Origin of the sequence: Bradyrhizobium sp. HKCCYLRH3099 (assembly GCF_051167855.1) — a bacterium.
GTDB lineage: Bacteria > Pseudomonadota > Alphaproteobacteria > Rhizobiales > Xanthobacteraceae > Bradyrhizobium.
In genome coordinates this window covers 175,142-191,805 of record NZ_JBNPTW010000002.1, presented here as the reverse complement: position 1 = coordinate 191,805, position 16,664 = coordinate 175,142, and the positions used below count along the sequence as shown (strand labels likewise).

Here is a 16,664-nt window from a genome sequence, read left to right as displayed (position 1 = left end):
GTGCGCTCTCACCGGCGGACGCGAATGGAACCCGTTCGCAAGCTGCGCGGCCCCATGCGCAGGCGGGCAAGATTGCCGGTTTGTCCATGCAGCCGCTTGATGGTATAGCCCCGTCTTTACGGCCGCCGATTGAGCGGTCGTCGATCTCATCGACGAGCGAGCCTGTCATGAATGCCATGTTCCGACGCCAGATGATCGACTACGTCGAATATCATCGCGATCCGCGCAACGGCATGATGCATGTGCTCGGAATCATCCTGCTTTTCCTCGGCGCGGTGCTGCCGCTGAGCTTGTGGCATTTCGACGCGTTCGGCGTCCGGGTCGGCCTCGGCGCCGTCCTCGTGCTGCCGGTCCTGGTCTATTGGCTGCTGCTCGATGCCGCGCTCGGAGCAGGCATCCTCGCCTTTGCGGTGCTGTTCCTTGCTGCGGCCATGATGATTACAGATCACGTCCATGGTTTGGCCCTGTGGGCCCTGTTTGCCGCGCTCATCATCTTCGGCTTCGTCTCGCAGGCGGTCGGCCACAAGCTGTTCGAGCGCAATAATCCGTCTCTGCTGGATCATCCGGCGCATCTCTTTCTCGGACCGATGTTCGTGATGGCGAAATTGTACATGGCGCTGGGCTTCCGGCCCTCGGTGGCCGATCTCATCGCGCCGGACTGGTCGCAGGATCGGCTCGCATCGGACCGGCTTCAAGGTGATCAACGCTCGCGTCCCTAAATGAAAGTCCTCGTCACCGGCGGCAGCGGTTTCATCGGACATCACCTGGTCGCCGCACTGGCGGCGCGGGGCGCCGAGGTGCGTGTGCTCGACGTGCGCAGCCCGACGCATCTGATCGCCGAGGCGGAGTACATCGAGGGCTCGGTGCTCGACTCCGCGACCGTCGGCAAGGCGATGGCGGGCGTCGATCAGGTCTATCATCTGGCGGGGCTGCCGGGCATGTGGATGCCGGACCGCGAGGATTTCTATCGCGTCAACTGCCTCGGCACGGAAACGGTGCTGGCGGCCGCGCGCAGCGCGCGGGTGCGCCGCTTCCTGCACTGCTCGACCGAATCCATCCTGTTCGACTATCCCGGCTCGATCGGTGCCGCGTCGGCGCCGGCGGCGCCGCCGGCCGAGGCGATGCCGGGCGCCTATACCCGCTCCAAGGCGCTGGCCGAGGCCCGCGCCATGGCGGCGGCGGCAGAGGGCTTTCCGGTCGTCGTGGGCACACCGACCATGCCGATCGGTCCGCATGACAGCAACCTGACACCGCCCTCGGCGATGCTGCGGCACTTCCTCGACAGCAAGGTCCAGCTCTATCTCGATTTCATCGTCAATCTGGTCGACGTGCGCGACGTCGCGGCCGGTCTGATCCTGGCGATGGAGCGCGGCAAGCTCGGCGAGCGCTACGTGTTCGGCGGCGAGAGCCTGCGCCTCAGCCAGATCCTGGAGCTGATGGCGGTGATCAGCGGCCGCAAGCATGTGGCGATCGCAGTGCCCGGCGGCTTCGCCGAACTGTCCGCGGGCATGCTGGAGTTCATCTCCGACCGCCTGACCAAGCGCTGCCCCTCCGGCACCGCGGAAGGCGTGCGGATTGCCCGCTCGGCCTCGGATCTGTCGATCGACAAGGCCAAGCGCGAACTCGGCTATGCGCCCCGCCCGATCGAGCCGACCCTGCGCGAGACCATCGACTTCCTGCTCGGCACCGAGCAGGGCAAGCGGCTCGACGAGAAACAACACCCTTTCCGCACCGCGGCAGAATAGCTAAGAGCGGTCCTTCCCTTCGTTCATAACGGTTCCAGAGTCATGTCCGCTGATGCCAGCCCCGTCTCATTGTTTGCGTTCAGCGGATGGACCACCACCTGGCCCACCTCCCTGCTCGCAATCATCTGGCTGATCTGGCTGGCCAGCTGGGTCGGGGCCTCGTTGTGGTCCGGGCAGACCCGCAAACGCGTCTCCGTCGTCAAGACCAGCCGCTATCACGCGCTGATCGTGCTCGGCGGTATCCTGTTCACGCCGTGGACCTCGCGCCTCCTCGGCGAGACGCCGTTCTGGCACCCCGGCGAGACCGGCGTGTACCTGCTGACGGTCGTGACCCTGGCAGGCATCGCCTTCACCTGGTGGGCGCGCATCCATCTCGGCCGGTTCTGGTCGAACGCGATCACGCACAAGGAAGGCCACAAGGTGATCGACACCGGTCCCTACGGCATGGTGCGCCACCCGATCTATACCGGCCTGATCCTCGGCATGATCGCCACGGGCATCGCGGTGGGCACGGTGACGGCCGTGCTCGGCGCCATCCTGATCTCGCTCGGCATGGCCTGGAAGGCCAAGATGGAAGAGGTGTTCCTGGCCCAGGAGCTGGGACCGGATTACGTCATCTACAGTCAGCGGGTGCCGATGATCATCCCGTTCCTGCCGGCGGGCTGAGTTCGCGGCGGGGCCCAGAGATCAATGCGATTTCGTGGAAACGCATCATAATCTCATCGCCAGCGTGCCTATGACCAAGATCGGCGCCGCGATCTCAAACACCCTCCCCTGGAGGGGGAGGGTCGATCGCGCGCGAAGCGGGCGAGCGGGTGGGGTGAAGCTGCGGACACCGGTGCAGGCGGAGAGATCACCCCACCCCGGCTCACATTACGCTGCGCTCCATATGAGCCGACCCTCCCCCTCCAGGGGAGGGTGACAGCGGGGCTGACCGCCTATCCCTACTATGGACTAAGACTAGCGCCGGACGGCGGCTTCCGCCGGCGGTGACGGCTGGTTGGCGGCCTGCGGCAGCAGATGGCGCGGCAGGATGATGCGCTGGCCGGGCACCAGCGGCTGGGCAGCAAGCCCGCGGTTGGACTGCTGGAGCGCCCATAGCGGAATCCGATTATTGGCGGCGATCTGGTCTAGGGTTTCGCCCGGCCGCACCGCCACGGCGGTGCCGCTGTCCCACAGCTCCACCGAGGTCTTGGGCGGCACCAGGTAGCGCAGCGGCACCGGATCGGCGTCGGCGGTGGCCGACGTCTGCGACAGCTGGCTGATCATCGCCACCAGCTGGGCATGCACATCCTCCATCTTGTCGATGTTGATGTGCGTGACCTCGTCATGGTCCTTCATGTCGAAGCTGGCGTAATGGCCGCGAAAGCCCGGTTCCGGCTTGACGTCGCCGCCGCCGAGAATGTTGTCGGACAGGAACAGGTTGATGAAGCGCTGCACGTTCGGCGGCACGCTCTTGGTCGCATGCGCGGGGTCGACCGTGACGACCAGCGCCACCGGGATGTTCTGCTCCTGCAGCGAGATCGCGATGCGGACACCGCACAGCCCGCCCATCGAATGGCCGATCAGCACGATCGGCGCCTGCTCCTCGCGGTACTTCTTGGCCACCTGCAGCGCGATCAGGTCGCACAGCGTGAATTCATAGACGCTGGCCCAGAAGCCGGCCTTCTCGATCTTTTCGGCCAGACGGTCCATGCCGGTCGAGAACAGCGGGCCGAGCGCGCCGCGAAACAGATAGACCCGCGGCGGCGGCAGCGTCTGGGCCGGCTCGGCCGGACGTTCCGGCGCGGCGGCGGGACGGATAGCGGCTTGGGTGGGTGCCGTCGCAGCCTTGGCGGACTTGCTGGGGCTGGTCGCGGTGACCGCTCCCGCCTTGGCAGTCGCCGGTGCAGTCGTCACGACGAGCCCCGCAACCAGCAGTCCGGAGAGTCCGCGCCAAGCCACAGCCTGGGCTGTGTGGCGGAAACCTCTCGCGATTCGCGCCAAACGGGTCATTCGCGCTCCCGGAAAAGCTCAAAGCTCGGATCAGGCAGGACAATGTCCCCCCTGCCATACCGCTTGTCGTCGCCGAATGGGAGCATTTTGGGGCGCCGCTCGCGCCCCTCCGGGTGACTACCGGTATCCGGTGGCGCTGGCGGCGCGCTGCGGAGCCGCCATGCGGGTCGGCGGGCCGGCCGGCTGCCGCCCCTTGCCGCCGAACACCACCGAATCGATCGCGCCGATCACCTTCTGCTGCATGATCTGGTTCTTCTCGATCGTGATGTGACCGACACCCGGAACCGCAGTCCCGACGTCGACATTCTCGAGCTTGCCGTGGAAGCCGTCGTCGCGGCGGACCGGCTCGCCGTTACCATTGGCGATGTAGAAGTTGATGTAGCGCTCGGCATTGCCGCCGACGAGCTTGGTTTTGAACACCGAATCGAGGCCGATCGCGAGCTTCACGGGGACGCCGAGCTGGCCGAGCTTGTTGATCATATCCGGCAGCGCCGTCGCGCCCGAGGAATGGCCGACCAGGATGATGGTCTTGATCCGGCCGGCGCGGTAAGCGGCGGCCGCCTCGTCGGCCAGCGACGACCAAGACACGAAATTGGCGACCGTGTTCGGGATGCCCTGCGAATCGAGCTTGGCGGCGATGTCGTCGAGCCCGAGCGAGAAGATGTTGAGCACGCCGCGCAGCAGATAGACGTGGGTCGTGCTGGCCGCAGCCGCGGCCGCCGGGGCTGGCGCCGCGCGGACCGTGCCGGTCCCCAGCGGCAGCACCAGCGCCACGGCCAGGGCGGCCATGCCCAGCCAGCGCGCCGGGAGGCTGCGGCTGACGATCGAATGAATGGTGCTGGCTCGTGGCGTCATCGGGCCTTCTCCGCGGCGGAAATGTCGAGACGGCGCGAACCGTACCCAAGATGCTCGCGGACGCAACATGGTGCGACATCGCGGGCAGCGTTCCTCACACGGACGTGGCTGCACGGCAACACTCGGCTGAGATCGTCACGGAAAAGCCCAACAAGCGACACGATCGGCGGGGGCCTTGTCGATTGCGGGATTGCCCGCCCGTTCCTATCTGTGCGCTTCGCTCGCCGCGCGGCCGTTTCCGCACAGGCCTCCTCCCCGCCTCGACTCACCAGGCACGAATCTCCCCGCAATGGCCCCCGTCATTTCCGTTTCCGGCCTGTCGAAAACCTATCCGTCCGGCTTCACCTCGCTGAACAACGTCAATCTCGCAATCGAACGTGGCGAGATCTTCGCGCTGCTCGGCCCCAACGGCGCCGGCAAGACGACGCTGATCAGCATCATCTGCGGCATCGTCAATGCCTCCACGGGCAAGGTCGCGGTGGGCGGCCATGACATCAACGGAGCTTATCGCGCCGCGCGGTCGCTGATCGGGCTGGTGCCGCAGGAGCTGCACACCGATTCGTTCGAGAGCGTGTGGGCGACCGTCAGCTTCAGCCGCGGCCTGTTCGGCAAGCCGAAGAACCCGGCCCTGATCGAGAAGATCCTGAAAGACCTGTCGCTGTGGGACAAGAAGGACGCCAAGATCATCACCCTGTCCGGCGGCATGAAGCGCCGCGTGATGATCGCGAAGGCGCTGTCGCACGAGCCGCAGGTGCTGTTCCTGGACGAGCCGACCGCAGGCGTCGACGTCGAGCTGCGCAAGGGCATGTGGGACGTCGTGCGCGAACTCAAAGCGGCAGGCGTCACCATCATCCTGACCACGCACTACATCGAGGAAGCCGAGGAGATGGCCGACCGGGTCGGCGTCATCAACAAGGGCGAGATCATCCTGGTCGAGGACAAGGCCAAGCTGATGGCCAAGCTCGGCCGCAAGCGGCTGAGCCTGCATCTGCAGCAGCGGATCGAGGCCGTCCCGGAGACGCTCGCGCCCTATCGCCTCGCGCTGTCGGATGACGGCTGGCGGCTTTCCTACGACTACGACACCAAGGGCGAGCGCACCGGCATCACCAGCCTGCTCGGCGATCTCCGCGCCGCCGGCATCCGCTTCGTCGATCTCGAGACCAAGCAATCGTCCCTGGAGGACATCTTCGTGAGCCTGGTGCAGCAATGAACTTCCGAGCCGTCGCGGCAATCTACCAGTTCGAAATGGCGCGCACCTGGCGCACGATCTTTCAGAGCATCGTCTCGCCGGTGGTCTCGACGTCGCTGTATTTCGTCGTGTTTGGCGCGGCGATCGGCTCGCGCATCAGCCAGGTCGAGGGCGTCAGCTACGGCACCTTCATCGTGCCCGGTCTGATCATGCTGTCGGTGCTGACCCAGAGCATCTCGAACGCCTCGTTCGGCATCTACTTCCCCAAATTCATCGGCACCATCTACGAGATCCTGTCGGCGCCGATCTCGCATTTCGAAATCGTGCTGGGCTATGTCGGGGCGGCCGCGACCAAATCGATCCTTCTCGGCCTGATCATCCTCGCCACGGCGGCGCTGTTCGTGCCGCTGCACATCCAGCATCCGATCTGGATGCTGTCGTTCCTCGTTCTCACTGCCGTCACTTTCAGCCTGTTCGGCTTCATCATCGGCATCTGGGCCGACGGCTTCGAGAAGCTGCAGATGATTCCGATGCTGGTGGTGACGCCGCTGACGTTTCTCGGCGGCAGCTTCTACTCCGTCGACATGCTGCCGCCCGCCTGGCACGCGGTCGCGCTGTTGAACCCCGTCGTCTATCTGATCTCGGGCTTCCGCTGGAGCTTCTACGAGATCGCCGACGTCCGGGTGGAGATCAGCGTCGCCATGACGCTGGTGTTTCTCGCGATCTGCCTGGCCATCGTCATGTGGATCTTCAAGACCGGCTACCGGCTCAAGCGCTGAGCCGGCCGCAGGGGAATGCCACGCCAGGGATCAGCGATAGCAGTGGAAGTGACCCATGCCGTCGCGATAGCCGCGGCAGCGATAATGCCGGTGATAATAAGGCCGATGCGGGATGCCGAGCACACCTTCCACGGCGCCGACGGCCCCACCGACGCCGGCGCCCACGGCGCCTCCCACCACGCCCCCGACCGGTCCGGCGATACGGTTGCCTTCGTAGGCGCCTTCATGGGCGCCGCGAATGATGCCCTGGGCGTGAGCAAATTGCGGCAGCGCCAGCCAGGCGAGCGCCAGGACGAGCAGAGCGAGGGCGGCGAGCAGATAGGTCAGCCGTTGCGGCGCGCGGTCGTCAAGCACCGCGGTCTTGGCTTTCATCGTCAGCATTTTCAATCCTGGGAACCGCATGAGGGAATCCATGAAACGCGGATGCGGCCAAAAAGTTGCGCGCCCGTGGTGAACCGCCGCGATTAGAGGACTACTAAACAGGGGCTGCCGGTTCGCTGACCGGTCGCGAAAATGTCAGCTCCGATGAACGGCGCCGAGCCTATGCCTCGTCGGCGTCCGCCATTAAGGTTGAGGCGGCCCGCGGCTGGAACAATGCTGGGTTTTCCGACATAGTGTGCGCTGGCGAAATGAACCGCGGCGATGTCGAGATTCAGGAGACGTCCAGTCGAACGTCCAGAGGCCCGGAGGCCAGAGGGTTAGATGCGTACCACTTTACTTGCACTTGCCGGCCTGATGCTGCTGTCCGGCACACCGGCACTGGCGAAGATCGACATCACCGTCGACAAGAACAACCAGATCATGACCGTCGCGGTCGACGGCGTCGAACGCTACCGCTGGCCGGTCTCGAGCGGCATTCCCTCGCGCGAGACGCCGAACGGCACCTTCCGGGCGTTCCGCATGGAAGCCGACCATTATTCGAAGGAATTCGACGACGCGCCGATGCCGAACTCGATCTTCTTCACCAAGGCCGGCCATGCCATTCACGGCACGGACTCCGAAGGCCGGCTCGGCACGCCCGCCTCGCATGGCTGCGTCCGACTGTCGAAGGCCAACGCCGCAACGCTCTATGCGCTTGTACAGAAGGACGGCGTCCTCAACACGACGGTGACCCTGACCGGGTCGGCCGAGGTCGCGATGGCGCGCAATCCGCGCCGCGGCACCGCCGTCGCCCGGCGCGACGTCCAGCCGCAGCAATATGACGACAATGGCGAGCCGGTGGTGCTGACGCCGCAACCGCAGCTGTTGCCAGGACGGCAGCAGGCCGCCGCGCCGCAGCCGCGCCCGGATGACGGCTACATCTATCCGGCCGACGGCAGCGATAATGGCGTGCGCTATCCGGCGCCGCGCGGCACCAGCCGCCAAGTCTATGGCGCGCAGGTCTACGGCGCGCAGACCTATCCGCAGCAGCAGCCGCAGTATTACTACGACAACGGCAATCCGAGCTATGCGCAGCCGCGCTACTACCAGCCGCGTCAGTACTATCAGCCGCGAGGCTACTACACCTATCAGGACTGACCCTGTTCGATTCTCGACCTGATCCCTGCAGCCGGATGCGACACCGTCGCCTCCGGCTGCAGTGTGTTTGAGGCCTGCTCACTCGGCGCTTGCGCGCTCGAGCGTGGCCGGCGCGGCATCAGCACTCGCCTGCCCGCGCGCGGCCGGTGCCCGCTTGCGACGCTGCACCAGATATTGGTCGGCGAGCACGCCGATCAGGATCACCGTGCCCATCACGGCGAAGTTCAGCGAACTCGGAATGCCCAGCAGGTTGACCAGGTTCTGCAGCACCTGCAGCAGGATGGTGCCGAGCACGACGCCGATGATCGAGCCCTCGCCGCCGCGCAGCGAGCAGCCGCCGAGCACGGCTGCGGCGATGGCATAGAGCTCGTAGAACGAGCCGTGCACCGCCGGAGAGATCGAGCGGGTGTACATTGCGATCAGCACCGCGGCGAGCGCGGTCAGGCCACCGCAGATCACATAGGCTGCGATGGTGACGCGGTCCGAGCGGATGCCGGAATAGCGCGCCGCCTCCTCGTTCTTGCCGACCGCGTAGAAGTAGCGGCCATAGACCGAGCGGTGCAGAACCACCCAGGCGATGCCGGCGACGATCACCAGCGCCACGACGCTGTGCGGCAGCGGGAAGCCGAGCACGTTGGTGCGGCCGGCGGCAAGCCATTCCAGGGTCGGGAAGCTCGCGCCGTAGCCGAAGCCGGCGGTGGCGTCCTCGGTGTAATAGCGCGCGGCGCCACGGTAGATCAGCAGCCCGCACAGGGTCACGACGAAGGGCTGGATCCGCATCTTGGTGACCAGCGTGCCGTGGATCATGCCGATCGCCAGGCCGCCGGCGAGGATGATCAGCAGCGCCGCGATCCAGTCGATGTCGCGGTTGACGATCAGGTCGATGAACAGCACGCCGAGCAGCGCGATCACCGATCCCACCGCGAGCTCGATGCCGCCGACGATGATGACGAAGGCCTCCGCGATCGAGAAAATGCCGAACATGCCGACCTGGTTGGCGGTGTTGGAGAGATTGCCGACCAGCAGGAAGCGGGGATTGATGAAGGCCACGACGGCGCCGACCACCAGGATCAGGACCAGCAGGCTGAGATCTTTCTTCTGCACGGACGCCTCGCTCAGATGGTGTGGCCGACGGCGAGCTGCAGCACATTGTGCTCGCTGAACTCGCTGCGCGCCAGGAAGCCGGAAATTCTGCCTTCATGCATGACGGCGATGCGGTCGCTGACGCCGACCACCTCTTCCATGTCGCTCGAGATCATCAGGATCGCGACGCCCGCATCGGCGAGCCGCCGCAGCATGTCGTAGATCTCCTGCTTGGCGCCGACATCGATGCCGCGCGTCGGCTCGTCGAAGATCAGGACCTTCGGCCGCATCGACAGCCATTTGGCGAGCACGACCTTCTGCTGGTTGCCGCCGGACAAGGTGCCGACCTGCATCTTGACGTCGGGGGCGCGGATCTTGAGGCGCTCGCGCTGGCGGTCGGCATTGTCGGTCTCGCGCGACCTGTCCACCAGCCCCAGGCTGGCGTAGGAGGCGAGATCCGGCAGCGAGATGTTCTCGGCGATCGGAAAGTCGAGCAGCAGGCCGCAGCCCTTGCGATCCTCCGGAATGAGATAGATGCCGCGTTCGATCGCCGCACGCGGAGTCGAGATGCGGACGGCCTCGCCGTCGAGACTGATGCCGCCGGCCAGCAAGGGTTCGACACCGAAGATCGCGCGCGCGAGCTCCGTGCGTCCGGAACCGACAAGCCCGGCGAGACCGAGAATCTCCCCGCACCGCAACTGCAGGCTCACGGCCTGTCGCGGATAGGTAGACGTGACGGCATCGACGACGTCAAGCACGGCGGCGCCGGGCGGCGCGGCCGGCGGCACGTAGAGCGACCGCAGATCGCGGCCGATCATCAGCCGGATCATCGCGGCCGGATTGAGCTCGCCGCGCGTCAGCGTGCCGACCGTGCGGCCGTCGCGCAGCACGACGGCACGATCCGCGCATTGCACCACCTCGTTCAGCCTATGCGTGATGAAGATGACGCTGACGCTGTCGGCCTTCAGGCCGGCGATGACCTGCATCAGCCGCTCGGTCTCCGACAAGGTCAGGCTCGACGTCGGTTCGTCCATGATCACGCAGCGCGCGTTGAGCGACAGCGCCTTGATGATCTCGACCAGTTGGCGCTGCGCCAGCGACAGCTCAGCGAGCGGCGTGTCCGGCGCGAAATCGGCCCCGAGCCGATCGATGAGCGGCCGCACCTTGGCGCGCAGCGTGGCGCGGTCGATCAGCCGCAACGGGCCGCCAAAGACCGGCTCGCGGCCGATGAACACGTTGCCGGCGACATCGAGATTGTCGAACAGGTTCAGTTCCTGGTGCACGAAGGCGATGCCGGCCGCAATCGCATCCGTCACGGTGTAGCTGGTCCGGTCGACGCCATCGATGCGAATCGTGCCGCTGCTCGGCGTGACCACGCCGCCGAGCACGCGCATCAGTGTGGACTTGCCGGCGCCGTTCTCGCCGAGCAAGGCGATCACCTCACCGGGGGCGACCGAGAGGCTGACGTGGTCGAGGGCGACCACGCCAGGATAGGTCTTGCCGATGTCGATCAGTTCGAGGAAGGGCCCGGACACGCCGGCCGCCGCGCTACTTTTTCAGCATCTGCTTCATCTGCGCCATGAAGTCGTCGACGTTGGACTTGTCGATGACCTTGCCGGGCACGATGATGATGCCGTTCGCGGGAACGCCGGACTTGTCGCCCTGGACGACCTTCGCCATCAGCTTCATGCCCTGATAGCCCCACTCGTAGGGCTGCTGCACGACGGTGCCCTCGATGGCGCCGTCTTTCACGCCGCCGAGCGTGATCGGATCCTCGTCGAAGCCGATGATCTTGATCTTGCCGAGCTTGCCGGCCTCCTTCAGCACCTCGTAGATGCGCGGGGTGTTGTAGGAGTAGAAGCCGACCAGGCAGCTGACGTCCGGCATCGCCGCCAGGATGTCTTCGACATTGCGCTTGGCGCGGGTCTGGTCGATCTCGTCGCCGCGCACGTCGACCAGCTCGACCTTCGAGCCCTTGATCGTTTCCTTGACGCCCTCGATGCGCTCGCGCGCATTGTCGGCGCCCAGCAGGCCGACGAAGCCGACGCATTTGCCGCCATTCGGCAGCGCCTTCAGCATCATCTTGCCGGCGTCCTTGCCGAGCTCTGTGTTGGAGGAGCCAATATAGGCGATGCGCTTCGATTGCGGAGCATCGCTGTCGGTGGTGAAGAGCACCGTCTGGCCGGCGATCTTGTTGAGGTGCTCGGTCTGGTTCTTGGGATCGACGGCGCTGACCATGATTCCGGCGGCGCCGGCCGCGACGAGATCATCGAGCATCCGCTGCTGCACGGCGGCGGCCGCCTGCTCCGGATATTTGAGCTGCAGATTGTAGTCGGGAAGCTCGCCCTGCGCCTTCTTCACGCCGGCCTCGGCAATCTTCCAGAAGTCGGATGCGCCGTTGACCACGAAGGCCAGAACCTTCTTGTCCGCTGCTCCCGCCGACCCCACACCGAGCGCCACCGCCAACAAAGCCGACGCGCCGGCCATCCAAAGACGCTTCATCGAACCCCTCCCATGTAAGCCAGCCTGCTTGATGCGGCCGGTGTTTTGGTACTTACGAGTCTATCGCTTGCCCATATCACTTGCCCGAGACGATGCCGGCTCGGACAGGACGGCAATTTGCCGTTCGGACGCTGCCCGCATCAAAAGGCCGACGATAGGCCTCAATGAGGGGCGCACCTCAGGTAGCATGGTGATGACCGGCACGCAACAGATGTCAGAGTCAATCAGGGAATTCCATGTTCTGCGCTGCAAAATTGAGGAGCGAGGACAGCATCGGCAAAAAGGCCAGCGGCAGCACAATGGCTTCGGTCCGCTCGGTCGAGGCGCGCACCTCTTTTCGTCGTCGCGATGGACGGGAGACCGGTTCAAGCGCGCAACGCGCAGCTAAGCACGTGCTATCGAAGCCCAACCGCCCCTGAGATCGAGTTACTTCGCGGCGTTTCCGGCTGTTCGAACAACTCACGACGAGGCTTGCGATGCCGTGACCTTTCGGCCGCACCTTGCGGAGGTTGGAGACCGTGCCGGGCTGGCCAAATTGACTCGCCGCATCGGCTTCGTATTGTGGCCGCATATGTCCCGATTTTTCACACAAAGGCCTCTTGGATGACGCGTGAACAGATTTCGGAATTTTGCGTCGCTTCGCTCGCCAAGACCCTCCGGCTTCCCCCCGATCGCATCGACACGACGAGCAAGTTCAGCCGGCTCGGGCTGGATTCGGCGATGGTCGTCTACGTCATGATGGAGCTTGAAGAGAAGCTCGGCATCGAGTTGTCGATGGACGACTTCTACGACTATCCGACCATCGACGAGCTGTCGCGCCAGCTGGCGGGACGCACCGCGGCCCGGCCCGCCGCATAGGCGCCGGCACGGCACGAGCGATGGACGCTTTCAGTTCGCTGGTCGCGCTGCTAGAGGCCCGCGCTCATGCGCAACCCGACGACCGGGCGTATCTTTTCCTCAACGACCGCGGCGCCGAGGAAGCAAGCCTCACCTTCGGTGAACTCCACGCCAAGGCCCGCAGGCTGGCGGCGCGGCTCGCCGACCAGGCGCAGCCCGGCGACCGCGCGCTCTTGGTGTTTCCGCCGGGCCTCGAATTCTTCGTGGCGTTCTTCGGCTGCCTGATCGCGGGACTGATCGCCGTTCCCATGATGATGCCGCGGCGGTTGGGCGCGCGCGATGCGAGCGGCGCGATCATCGCCGATTGTGCGCCGACGCTGGCCCTGAGCAGTGCCGCCTTCGCGCTACGCGGCGATCTGCAGGACCGCTTCGCCCGCGATGGCCTGCGCTGCCTGGCCGTCGATCTCGCGTCGCCGGGTGATGCCGTCGCCTTGCCGGCGCATCGCATCGAGACCGAGGACATCGCCTTCCTGCAATACACCTCCGGCTCGACGTCGGAACCGAAGGGCGTCGCGGTGAGCCACGCCAATTTGCTGGCCAATTCCGAGATGATCCGGCTCGCGCTCGGCAACACCAGCCAATCGACCTACGTCAATTGGGTGCCGCTCTATCACGACATGGGACTGATCCTGAACGCGCTGCAGACGCTCTATGTCGGCGCGCTGTGCGTGCTGATGGCGCCGAACGCGTTCACCCAGCGGCCGTTGAACTGGCTGCGCGCGATCGGGCGTTACGGCGCGGAAGTCGCCTGCGGTCCCAATTTCGGCTACGACCTCTGTGTCGCGCGCTACCGCGCCGAGCAGATGCGGGACGTGGATCTCTCGGGCTGGAAGGTGGCGCTGAACGGCGCCGAGCCGGTGCGCGCCGAGACGCTGCGTCGCTTCGCCGAGACCTTCGCTGCGCATGGCTTCGCGCCGGGCACCCTTTACCCGGCCTATGGCATGGCCGAGGCGACGCTGCTCATCTCTGGTGGACGCAGAGGCGCAGGAGCGGTGCTCCGCGACGTCAGCCATCGCGCGCTGCAGGCACACCATGCGACAACACCGGCCGCGCCCGACGACGTCAGCACGATCGTCGGCTGCGGCCGCGCCCTATCAGGCGAGCGGATCGCAATCGTCGATCCGGAAACCCGCGCAAAGCTCGCACCTGACCAAGTCGGCGAAATCTGGGTGAACGGCCCGAACGTCGCCCGCTCCTACTGGCGCAATGCGGCGGCGACGAAAGCGGATCTCCGCGCGACCATCGACGGTGATCAAGACCGCGCGCTGTGGCTGCGGACCGGCGATCTCGGCTTTCTCGATGCCGAGGGCGAGCTGTTCATCACCGGCCGCATCAAGGATCTCCTGATCATCAGGGGCGTTAATCACTACCCCCAGGACATCGAGGCCACCGTTCAGGCCACCGCCCCGGCGCTGCGGCCGAACTGCGGCGCGGCGTTTTCGGTGCCGGATGAGGACGGCAGCGAAACGCTCGTTGTCGTTCAGGAGGTCGAGCGCACCGAGCGCAAGCGCATCGACATCGAGGAACTTGCGGGCTTGATCCGCGAGCGCGTCACCGAGGCGCACGAGGTGTTCGCGCGGCATGTCGTGCTGATCCACCCCGGGCAATTGCCGAAGACCACCAGCGGCAAGATCCAGCGGCGGCGCGCGCGGCAGCTGTGGCTCGATGGTGAGCTGCAGCCGCTCGATTCGTGACGGCGTTCAGAAATCGATCCGCGCCGCCGCGCCGTCCCTGATGCTCGCGATGATCCCGTCATTGACGCGGCGCGCGATGGCGGAGCGGTAGTGGATGTGGTCGAGGAAATTCGCTGGATTGCGCGTCAGCGCGTTGTCGACGCGAAAATCGATCAGATTGCTGTGCGCGCGCCCCGAAACCAGCTGCCGGAAGGCGGCGTTGCAGGCCTCGCGCTCGCGCGCCGCACGGCTCCCCGGCGTGGGCAGGATCGTATGGAAGTTCGGCGGGACCACCAGGACCACGGACGTTTCGGCCGGCACGCCGCGAATGAGCCGGTTTAGGCGCTCGGCAAGCGGGAAGGACGTGCTGATCGCTTCATCGTCGCGCGGCGCGGGAGGCTGCGGCACGTCGGCGGGCGCCTGCGTGCCCGGCGGATAGTCGATCTCGTAGTCGCTGTAGCCATCGGGCCGCTCAGGCGCGCGCAATCCGCGCCATATCTTGATGCGGCGGATGGCAAGGTCGATGGCCCGCCAGTTGAACAGATGCGCGGTGTAGCGCAGCGCGCTGCCGTCATACAGCCAATAGGGGAACGTGTCGTTGGCAGCGATCGCGTCCTGATGCGCGCACCAGGGATCATCGATGACGACGACCAGCGCGCGCGGCTTGGCATGATGGCGAAGGAAGAAGCCGAGCACGGCGAGCTGTGCCTGCGGCGGCGCTCCGGACACGAACAGCTGCACGAAGCGCGATCCGGTCGCGGCCGACAATGTGTCCGGCCTGATGAGTTGCGCGGTGGAGTTACCGATAACAGCGGAATCGAAATCGGGATCGCGAGCGCGGCTCACCTGCCCCGTCGGCGTCCAGCTGTCGCCGGTGCCCTTGATGCCGAGCAGGCCGAACCGGCCGCTGTCATAGGGATCGATTGCGACCATCAGCGCCAGCACCAGCAGTGCGCCGCCGCCGAGCGCGGCGAGAAACGCGGCGATGCAGCGTTCCCAGATCGCCGACGCGACGGCGTCAGAACTTGAAGTAGATGAACTCATGAACGTCGCGTTCTCCAAGTTCGATCAACAACGCCAGGACGGCGACACCCAGCAGCACCGCCAGGCCCACATTCGGGCGGCGCGTCAGGCGCGCGGCGACGTCCTGGCTGGCCGGCAGCAGCACCGCGGCCAGGGTGGGAATCACGATCGGTAGCAGCCGCACGCCGCGCTCGACCGGCGGCAGCGAGGCCAATCCCTGAAACACATGCCACGCCGCCTCGACAGAGCCGGCGCGGAAGATGACGCCGGTGCCGAGCACGACGAGGAAGGTGAGCAGCCAGCCGAGCACGGCCGGCAGGCGCGGGCCGAACCGGCGCCACAGCGCGCAGACGACCACGGCCACGCCGTGCAGCGTGCCCCACAGCACGAAGCTCCAGCTCGCGCCATGCCACAGGCCGCACAGGACCATCGTGATCAGCATGGCGGCGAAATACTGCACTGCGAACAGCCGGCGCGGCAGCACGCGCGCATTGACCATCGGGCGGAACACGTAGTCGCGCAGAAACGCCATCAGCGTCATGTGCCAGCGCTGCCAGAAGTCCTGCATGTTGGTGGCGCGCAGCGGCGCGTCGAAATTGAACGGCAGCCGCACGCCGAACAGCAGGCCGAGCCCGATAGCCATGTCGGAGTAGCCGGCGAAATCGTAGAAGATCTGCACCGAGACGAAGGCCGCGAGCCAGGCATCACCGGCCGGCAACGGACCGGTCGCCGCCTGCGCGTAGATCGGATCGAGCAAACGAGCGATCCGGTCGCCGAACATGATCTTCTCGATCAGCCCACCGACGATGAAGACGATCCCGAGAAAAAAGCGCTGCTGCCAGCCGGGCGCATAGATACGCTGGCCGAACTGCTCCATCACCTCCGACCAGCGCGCGAGCGGTCCGGCGATCGCCTGCGGGAAGAAGGCGATGTAGAGCGCATAGCGATCGAGCGCGGTCAGCGGCGCCTTTCCGGCGCGCAGATCGGTGAGATACATGATGTGATGAAAGGTGAAGAACGAGATCCCGAGCGGCAGCGCCAGCTGTAGCGGCTGGAAGCCGTGACCGATCAACAGGTCGAGATTGGCGACGGCGAAATCGGCGTATTTGAACAGGCCGAGCAGCGCGAGATTGGCGATGATCGCGCAGGTGAGAATGCCCTTCACCTTGAAACGGGCGAACAGCCGCGCGGCGAGCCAATTGCCGGTGATGGAGGCAATCAGCAGCAGTAGGAACGGCGGATCGCCATAGCCGTAGAACGCGAGCGACAGGCCGATCAGGACCGGCATGCGCAAGGCCGGATACGGATCGGCCATGCGCGCCAGCACGATCGCTACCGGCAGGAACACCAGGAGAAACGCATAGCTGTTGAACAGCATCAGCCGGCGCGGCTCCGCCTGTCCCGC

Annotated in this window: 17 protein-coding genes; 8 read left to right on the top strand and 9 right to left on the bottom strand. The window is 65.8% G+C overall.

Annotated elements, in window-relative coordinates; all coding sequences use genetic code 11:
- Positions 1-167 precede the first annotated feature (167 nt).
- From ACQR1Y_RS06120 to ACQR1Y_RS06110, 3 genes are read left to right on the top strand one after another with little or no spacing between them, the layout of a single operon-like run.
- A complete protein-coding gene (locus ACQR1Y_RS06120; RefSeq protein ID WP_434860681.1) occupies positions 168-719 on the top strand; it encodes an Mpo1-like protein in 552 nt (183 codons plus the stop codon).
- Complete coding sequence (locus ACQR1Y_RS06115) at positions 720-1,745, top strand: NAD-dependent epimerase/dehydratase family protein (RefSeq protein ID WP_434876626.1); 1,026 nt, start codon at positions 720-722, stop codon at positions 1,743-1,745.
- Positions 1,746-1,787: 42 nt separating this feature from the next.
- Positions 1,788-2,411, top strand: a complete 624-nt coding sequence (locus ACQR1Y_RS06110; RefSeq protein ID WP_434876627.1) for a methyltransferase family protein — start codon at positions 1,788-1,790, stop codon at positions 2,409-2,411.
- 294 nt (positions 2,412-2,705) lie between these two features.
- Here the strand turns inward: ACQR1Y_RS06110 and ACQR1Y_RS06105 are convergent, their stop codons facing one another.
- Positions 2,706-3,740 (bottom strand): alpha/beta fold hydrolase, encoded by a 1,035-nt coding sequence (locus ACQR1Y_RS06105; protein ID WP_434876628.1) that lies wholly within the window; start codon positions 3,738-3,740, stop codon positions 2,706-2,708.
- 117 nt (positions 3,741-3,857) lie between these two features.
- Positions 3,858-4,595 (bottom strand): hypothetical protein, encoded by a 738-nt coding sequence (locus ACQR1Y_RS06100; protein WP_434876629.1) that lies wholly within the window; start codon positions 4,593-4,595, stop codon positions 3,858-3,860.
- A gap of 289 nt (positions 4,596-4,884) precedes the next feature.
- Here ACQR1Y_RS06100 and ACQR1Y_RS06095 point away from each other — a divergent pair, with 289 nt between their 5' ends.
- Both ACQR1Y_RS06095 and ACQR1Y_RS06090 read left to right on the top strand, forming a co-directional pair.
- Complete coding sequence (locus ACQR1Y_RS06095) at positions 4,885-5,805, top strand: ABC transporter ATP-binding protein (protein ID WP_434876630.1); 921 nt, start codon at positions 4,885-4,887, stop codon at positions 5,803-5,805.
- Positions 5,802-6,563, top strand: a complete 762-nt coding sequence (locus ACQR1Y_RS06090; RefSeq protein ID WP_434876631.1) for an ABC transporter permease — start codon at positions 5,802-5,804, stop codon at positions 6,561-6,563. Before ACQR1Y_RS06095 ends, ACQR1Y_RS06090 begins: the two co-directional genes overlap by 4 nt.
- Before the next feature lie 30 nt (positions 6,564-6,593).
- Here the strand turns inward: ACQR1Y_RS06090 and ACQR1Y_RS06085 are convergent, their stop codons facing one another.
- The gene (locus tag ACQR1Y_RS06085) at positions 6,594-6,944 is read right to left on the bottom strand and encodes a hypothetical protein (RefSeq protein ID WP_434876632.1); all 351 of its coding nucleotides are present in this window, start codon (positions 6,942-6,944) and stop codon (positions 6,594-6,596) included.
- A gap of 321 nt (positions 6,945-7,265) precedes the next feature.
- Between ACQR1Y_RS06085 and ACQR1Y_RS06080 the strand changes: the two genes are divergently transcribed.
- A complete protein-coding gene (locus ACQR1Y_RS06080; protein WP_434860673.1) occupies positions 7,266-8,081 on the top strand; it encodes a L,D-transpeptidase in 816 nt (271 codons plus the stop codon).
- A gap of 78 nt (positions 8,082-8,159) precedes the next feature.
- Here ACQR1Y_RS06080 and ACQR1Y_RS06075 read toward each other — a convergent pair whose 3' ends face one another.
- The 4 genes from ACQR1Y_RS06075 to ACQR1Y_RS06060 form a co-directional block, all read right to left on the bottom strand.
- Positions 8,160-9,185 carry an ABC transporter permease gene (locus tag ACQR1Y_RS06075; RefSeq protein WP_434860672.1) on the bottom strand — a complete coding sequence of 342 codons (1,026 nt, stop codon included), beginning with the start codon at positions 9,183-9,185 and terminating at the stop codon, positions 8,160-8,162.
- Between the two features lie 11 nt (positions 9,186-9,196).
- The gene (locus tag ACQR1Y_RS06070; RefSeq protein ID WP_434876633.1) at positions 9,197-10,699 is read right to left on the bottom strand and encodes a sugar ABC transporter ATP-binding protein; all 1,503 of its coding nucleotides are present in this window, start codon (positions 10,697-10,699) and stop codon (positions 9,197-9,199) included.
- 13 nt (positions 10,700-10,712) lie between these two features.
- Positions 10,713-11,666, bottom strand: coding sequence for a sugar-binding protein (locus tag ACQR1Y_RS06065; RefSeq protein ID WP_434876634.1), 954 nt, complete (start codon positions 11,664-11,666; stop codon positions 10,713-10,715).
- A gap of 220 nt (positions 11,667-11,886) precedes the next feature.
- On the bottom strand, positions 11,887-12,237 hold the full coding sequence (locus ACQR1Y_RS06060; protein ID WP_434876635.1) for a hypothetical protein: 351 nt from the start codon (positions 12,235-12,237) through the stop codon (positions 11,887-11,889).
- 32 nt (positions 12,238-12,269) lie between these two features.
- Between ACQR1Y_RS06060 and ACQR1Y_RS06055 the strand changes: the two genes are divergently transcribed.
- Both ACQR1Y_RS06055 and ACQR1Y_RS06050 read left to right on the top strand, forming a co-directional pair.
- On the top strand, positions 12,270-12,524 hold the full coding sequence (locus tag ACQR1Y_RS06055; RefSeq protein WP_434876636.1) for an acyl carrier protein: 255 nt from the start codon (positions 12,270-12,272) through the stop codon (positions 12,522-12,524).
- Positions 12,525-12,544: 20 nt separating this feature from the next.
- Entirely contained in the window at positions 12,545-14,257 is a 1,713-nt protein-coding gene (locus ACQR1Y_RS06050) for a fatty acyl-AMP ligase (RefSeq protein WP_434876637.1), read from the top strand.
- Positions 14,258-14,263: 6 nt separating this feature from the next.
- On the opposite strand, the gene ACQR1Y_RS06045 is transcribed toward ACQR1Y_RS06050, so the two are convergent.
- Both ACQR1Y_RS06045 and ACQR1Y_RS06040 read right to left on the bottom strand, forming a co-directional pair.
- Entirely contained in the window at positions 14,264-15,280 is a 1,017-nt protein-coding gene (locus ACQR1Y_RS06045; RefSeq protein WP_434860667.1) for a hypothetical protein, read from the bottom strand.
- A complete protein-coding gene (locus ACQR1Y_RS06040) occupies positions 15,255-16,637 on the bottom strand; it encodes an MBOAT family O-acyltransferase (protein ID WP_434876638.1) in 1,383 nt (460 codons plus the stop codon). Before ACQR1Y_RS06040 ends, ACQR1Y_RS06045 begins: the two co-directional genes overlap by 26 nt.
- Between the last annotated feature and the right edge of the window lie 27 nt (positions 16,638-16,664).

Bases quoted from the DNA above. Each gene is read 5' to 3' on its own strand.
- ACQR1Y_RS06120 (WP_434860681.1), top strand. From the start codon at position 168: ATGAATGCCATGTTCCGACGCCAGATGATCGACTACGTCGAATATCAT.
- ACQR1Y_RS06115 (WP_434876626.1), top strand. From the start codon at position 720: ATGAAAGTCCTCGTCACCGGCGGCAGCGGTTTCATCGGACATCACCTG.
- ACQR1Y_RS06110 (WP_434876627.1), top strand. From the start codon at position 1,788: ATGTCCGCTGATGCCAGCCCCGTCTCATTGTTTGCGTTCAGCGGATGG.
- ACQR1Y_RS06105 (WP_434876628.1), bottom strand. From the start codon at position 3,740: ATGACCCGTTTGGCGCGAATCGCGAGAGGTTTCCGCCACACAGCCCAG.
- ACQR1Y_RS06100 (WP_434876629.1), bottom strand. From the start codon at position 4,595: ATGACGCCACGAGCCAGCACCATTCATTCGATCGTCAGCCGCAGCCTC.
- ACQR1Y_RS06095 (WP_434876630.1), top strand. From the start codon at position 4,885: ATGGCCCCCGTCATTTCCGTTTCCGGCCTGTCGAAAACCTATCCGTCC.
- ACQR1Y_RS06090 (WP_434876631.1), top strand. From the start codon at position 5,802: ATGAACTTCCGAGCCGTCGCGGCAATCTACCAGTTCGAAATGGCGCGC.
- ACQR1Y_RS06085 (WP_434876632.1), bottom strand. From the start codon at position 6,944: ATGCTGACGATGAAAGCCAAGACCGCGGTGCTTGACGACCGCGCGCCG.
- ACQR1Y_RS06080 (WP_434860673.1), top strand. From the start codon at position 7,266: ATGCGTACCACTTTACTTGCACTTGCCGGCCTGATGCTGCTGTCCGGC.
- ACQR1Y_RS06065 (WP_434876634.1), bottom strand. From the start codon at position 11,666: ATGAAGCGTCTTTGGATGGCCGGCGCGTCGGCTTTGTTGGCGGTGGCG.
- ACQR1Y_RS06060 (WP_434876635.1), bottom strand. From the start codon at position 12,237: ATGCGGCCACAATACGAAGCCGATGCGGCGAGTCAATTTGGCCAGCCC.
- ACQR1Y_RS06055 (WP_434876636.1), top strand. From the start codon at position 12,270: ATGACGCGTGAACAGATTTCGGAATTTTGCGTCGCTTCGCTCGCCAAG.
- ACQR1Y_RS06050 (WP_434876637.1), top strand. From the start codon at position 12,545: ATGGACGCTTTCAGTTCGCTGGTCGCGCTGCTAGAGGCCCGCGCTCAT.
- ACQR1Y_RS06045 (WP_434860667.1), bottom strand. From the start codon at position 15,280: ATGAGTTCATCTACTTCAAGTTCTGACGCCGTCGCGTCGGCGATCTGG.
- ACQR1Y_RS06040 (WP_434876638.1), bottom strand. From the start codon at position 16,637: ATGCTGTTCAACAGCTATGCGTTTCTCCTGGTGTTCCTGCCGGTAGCG.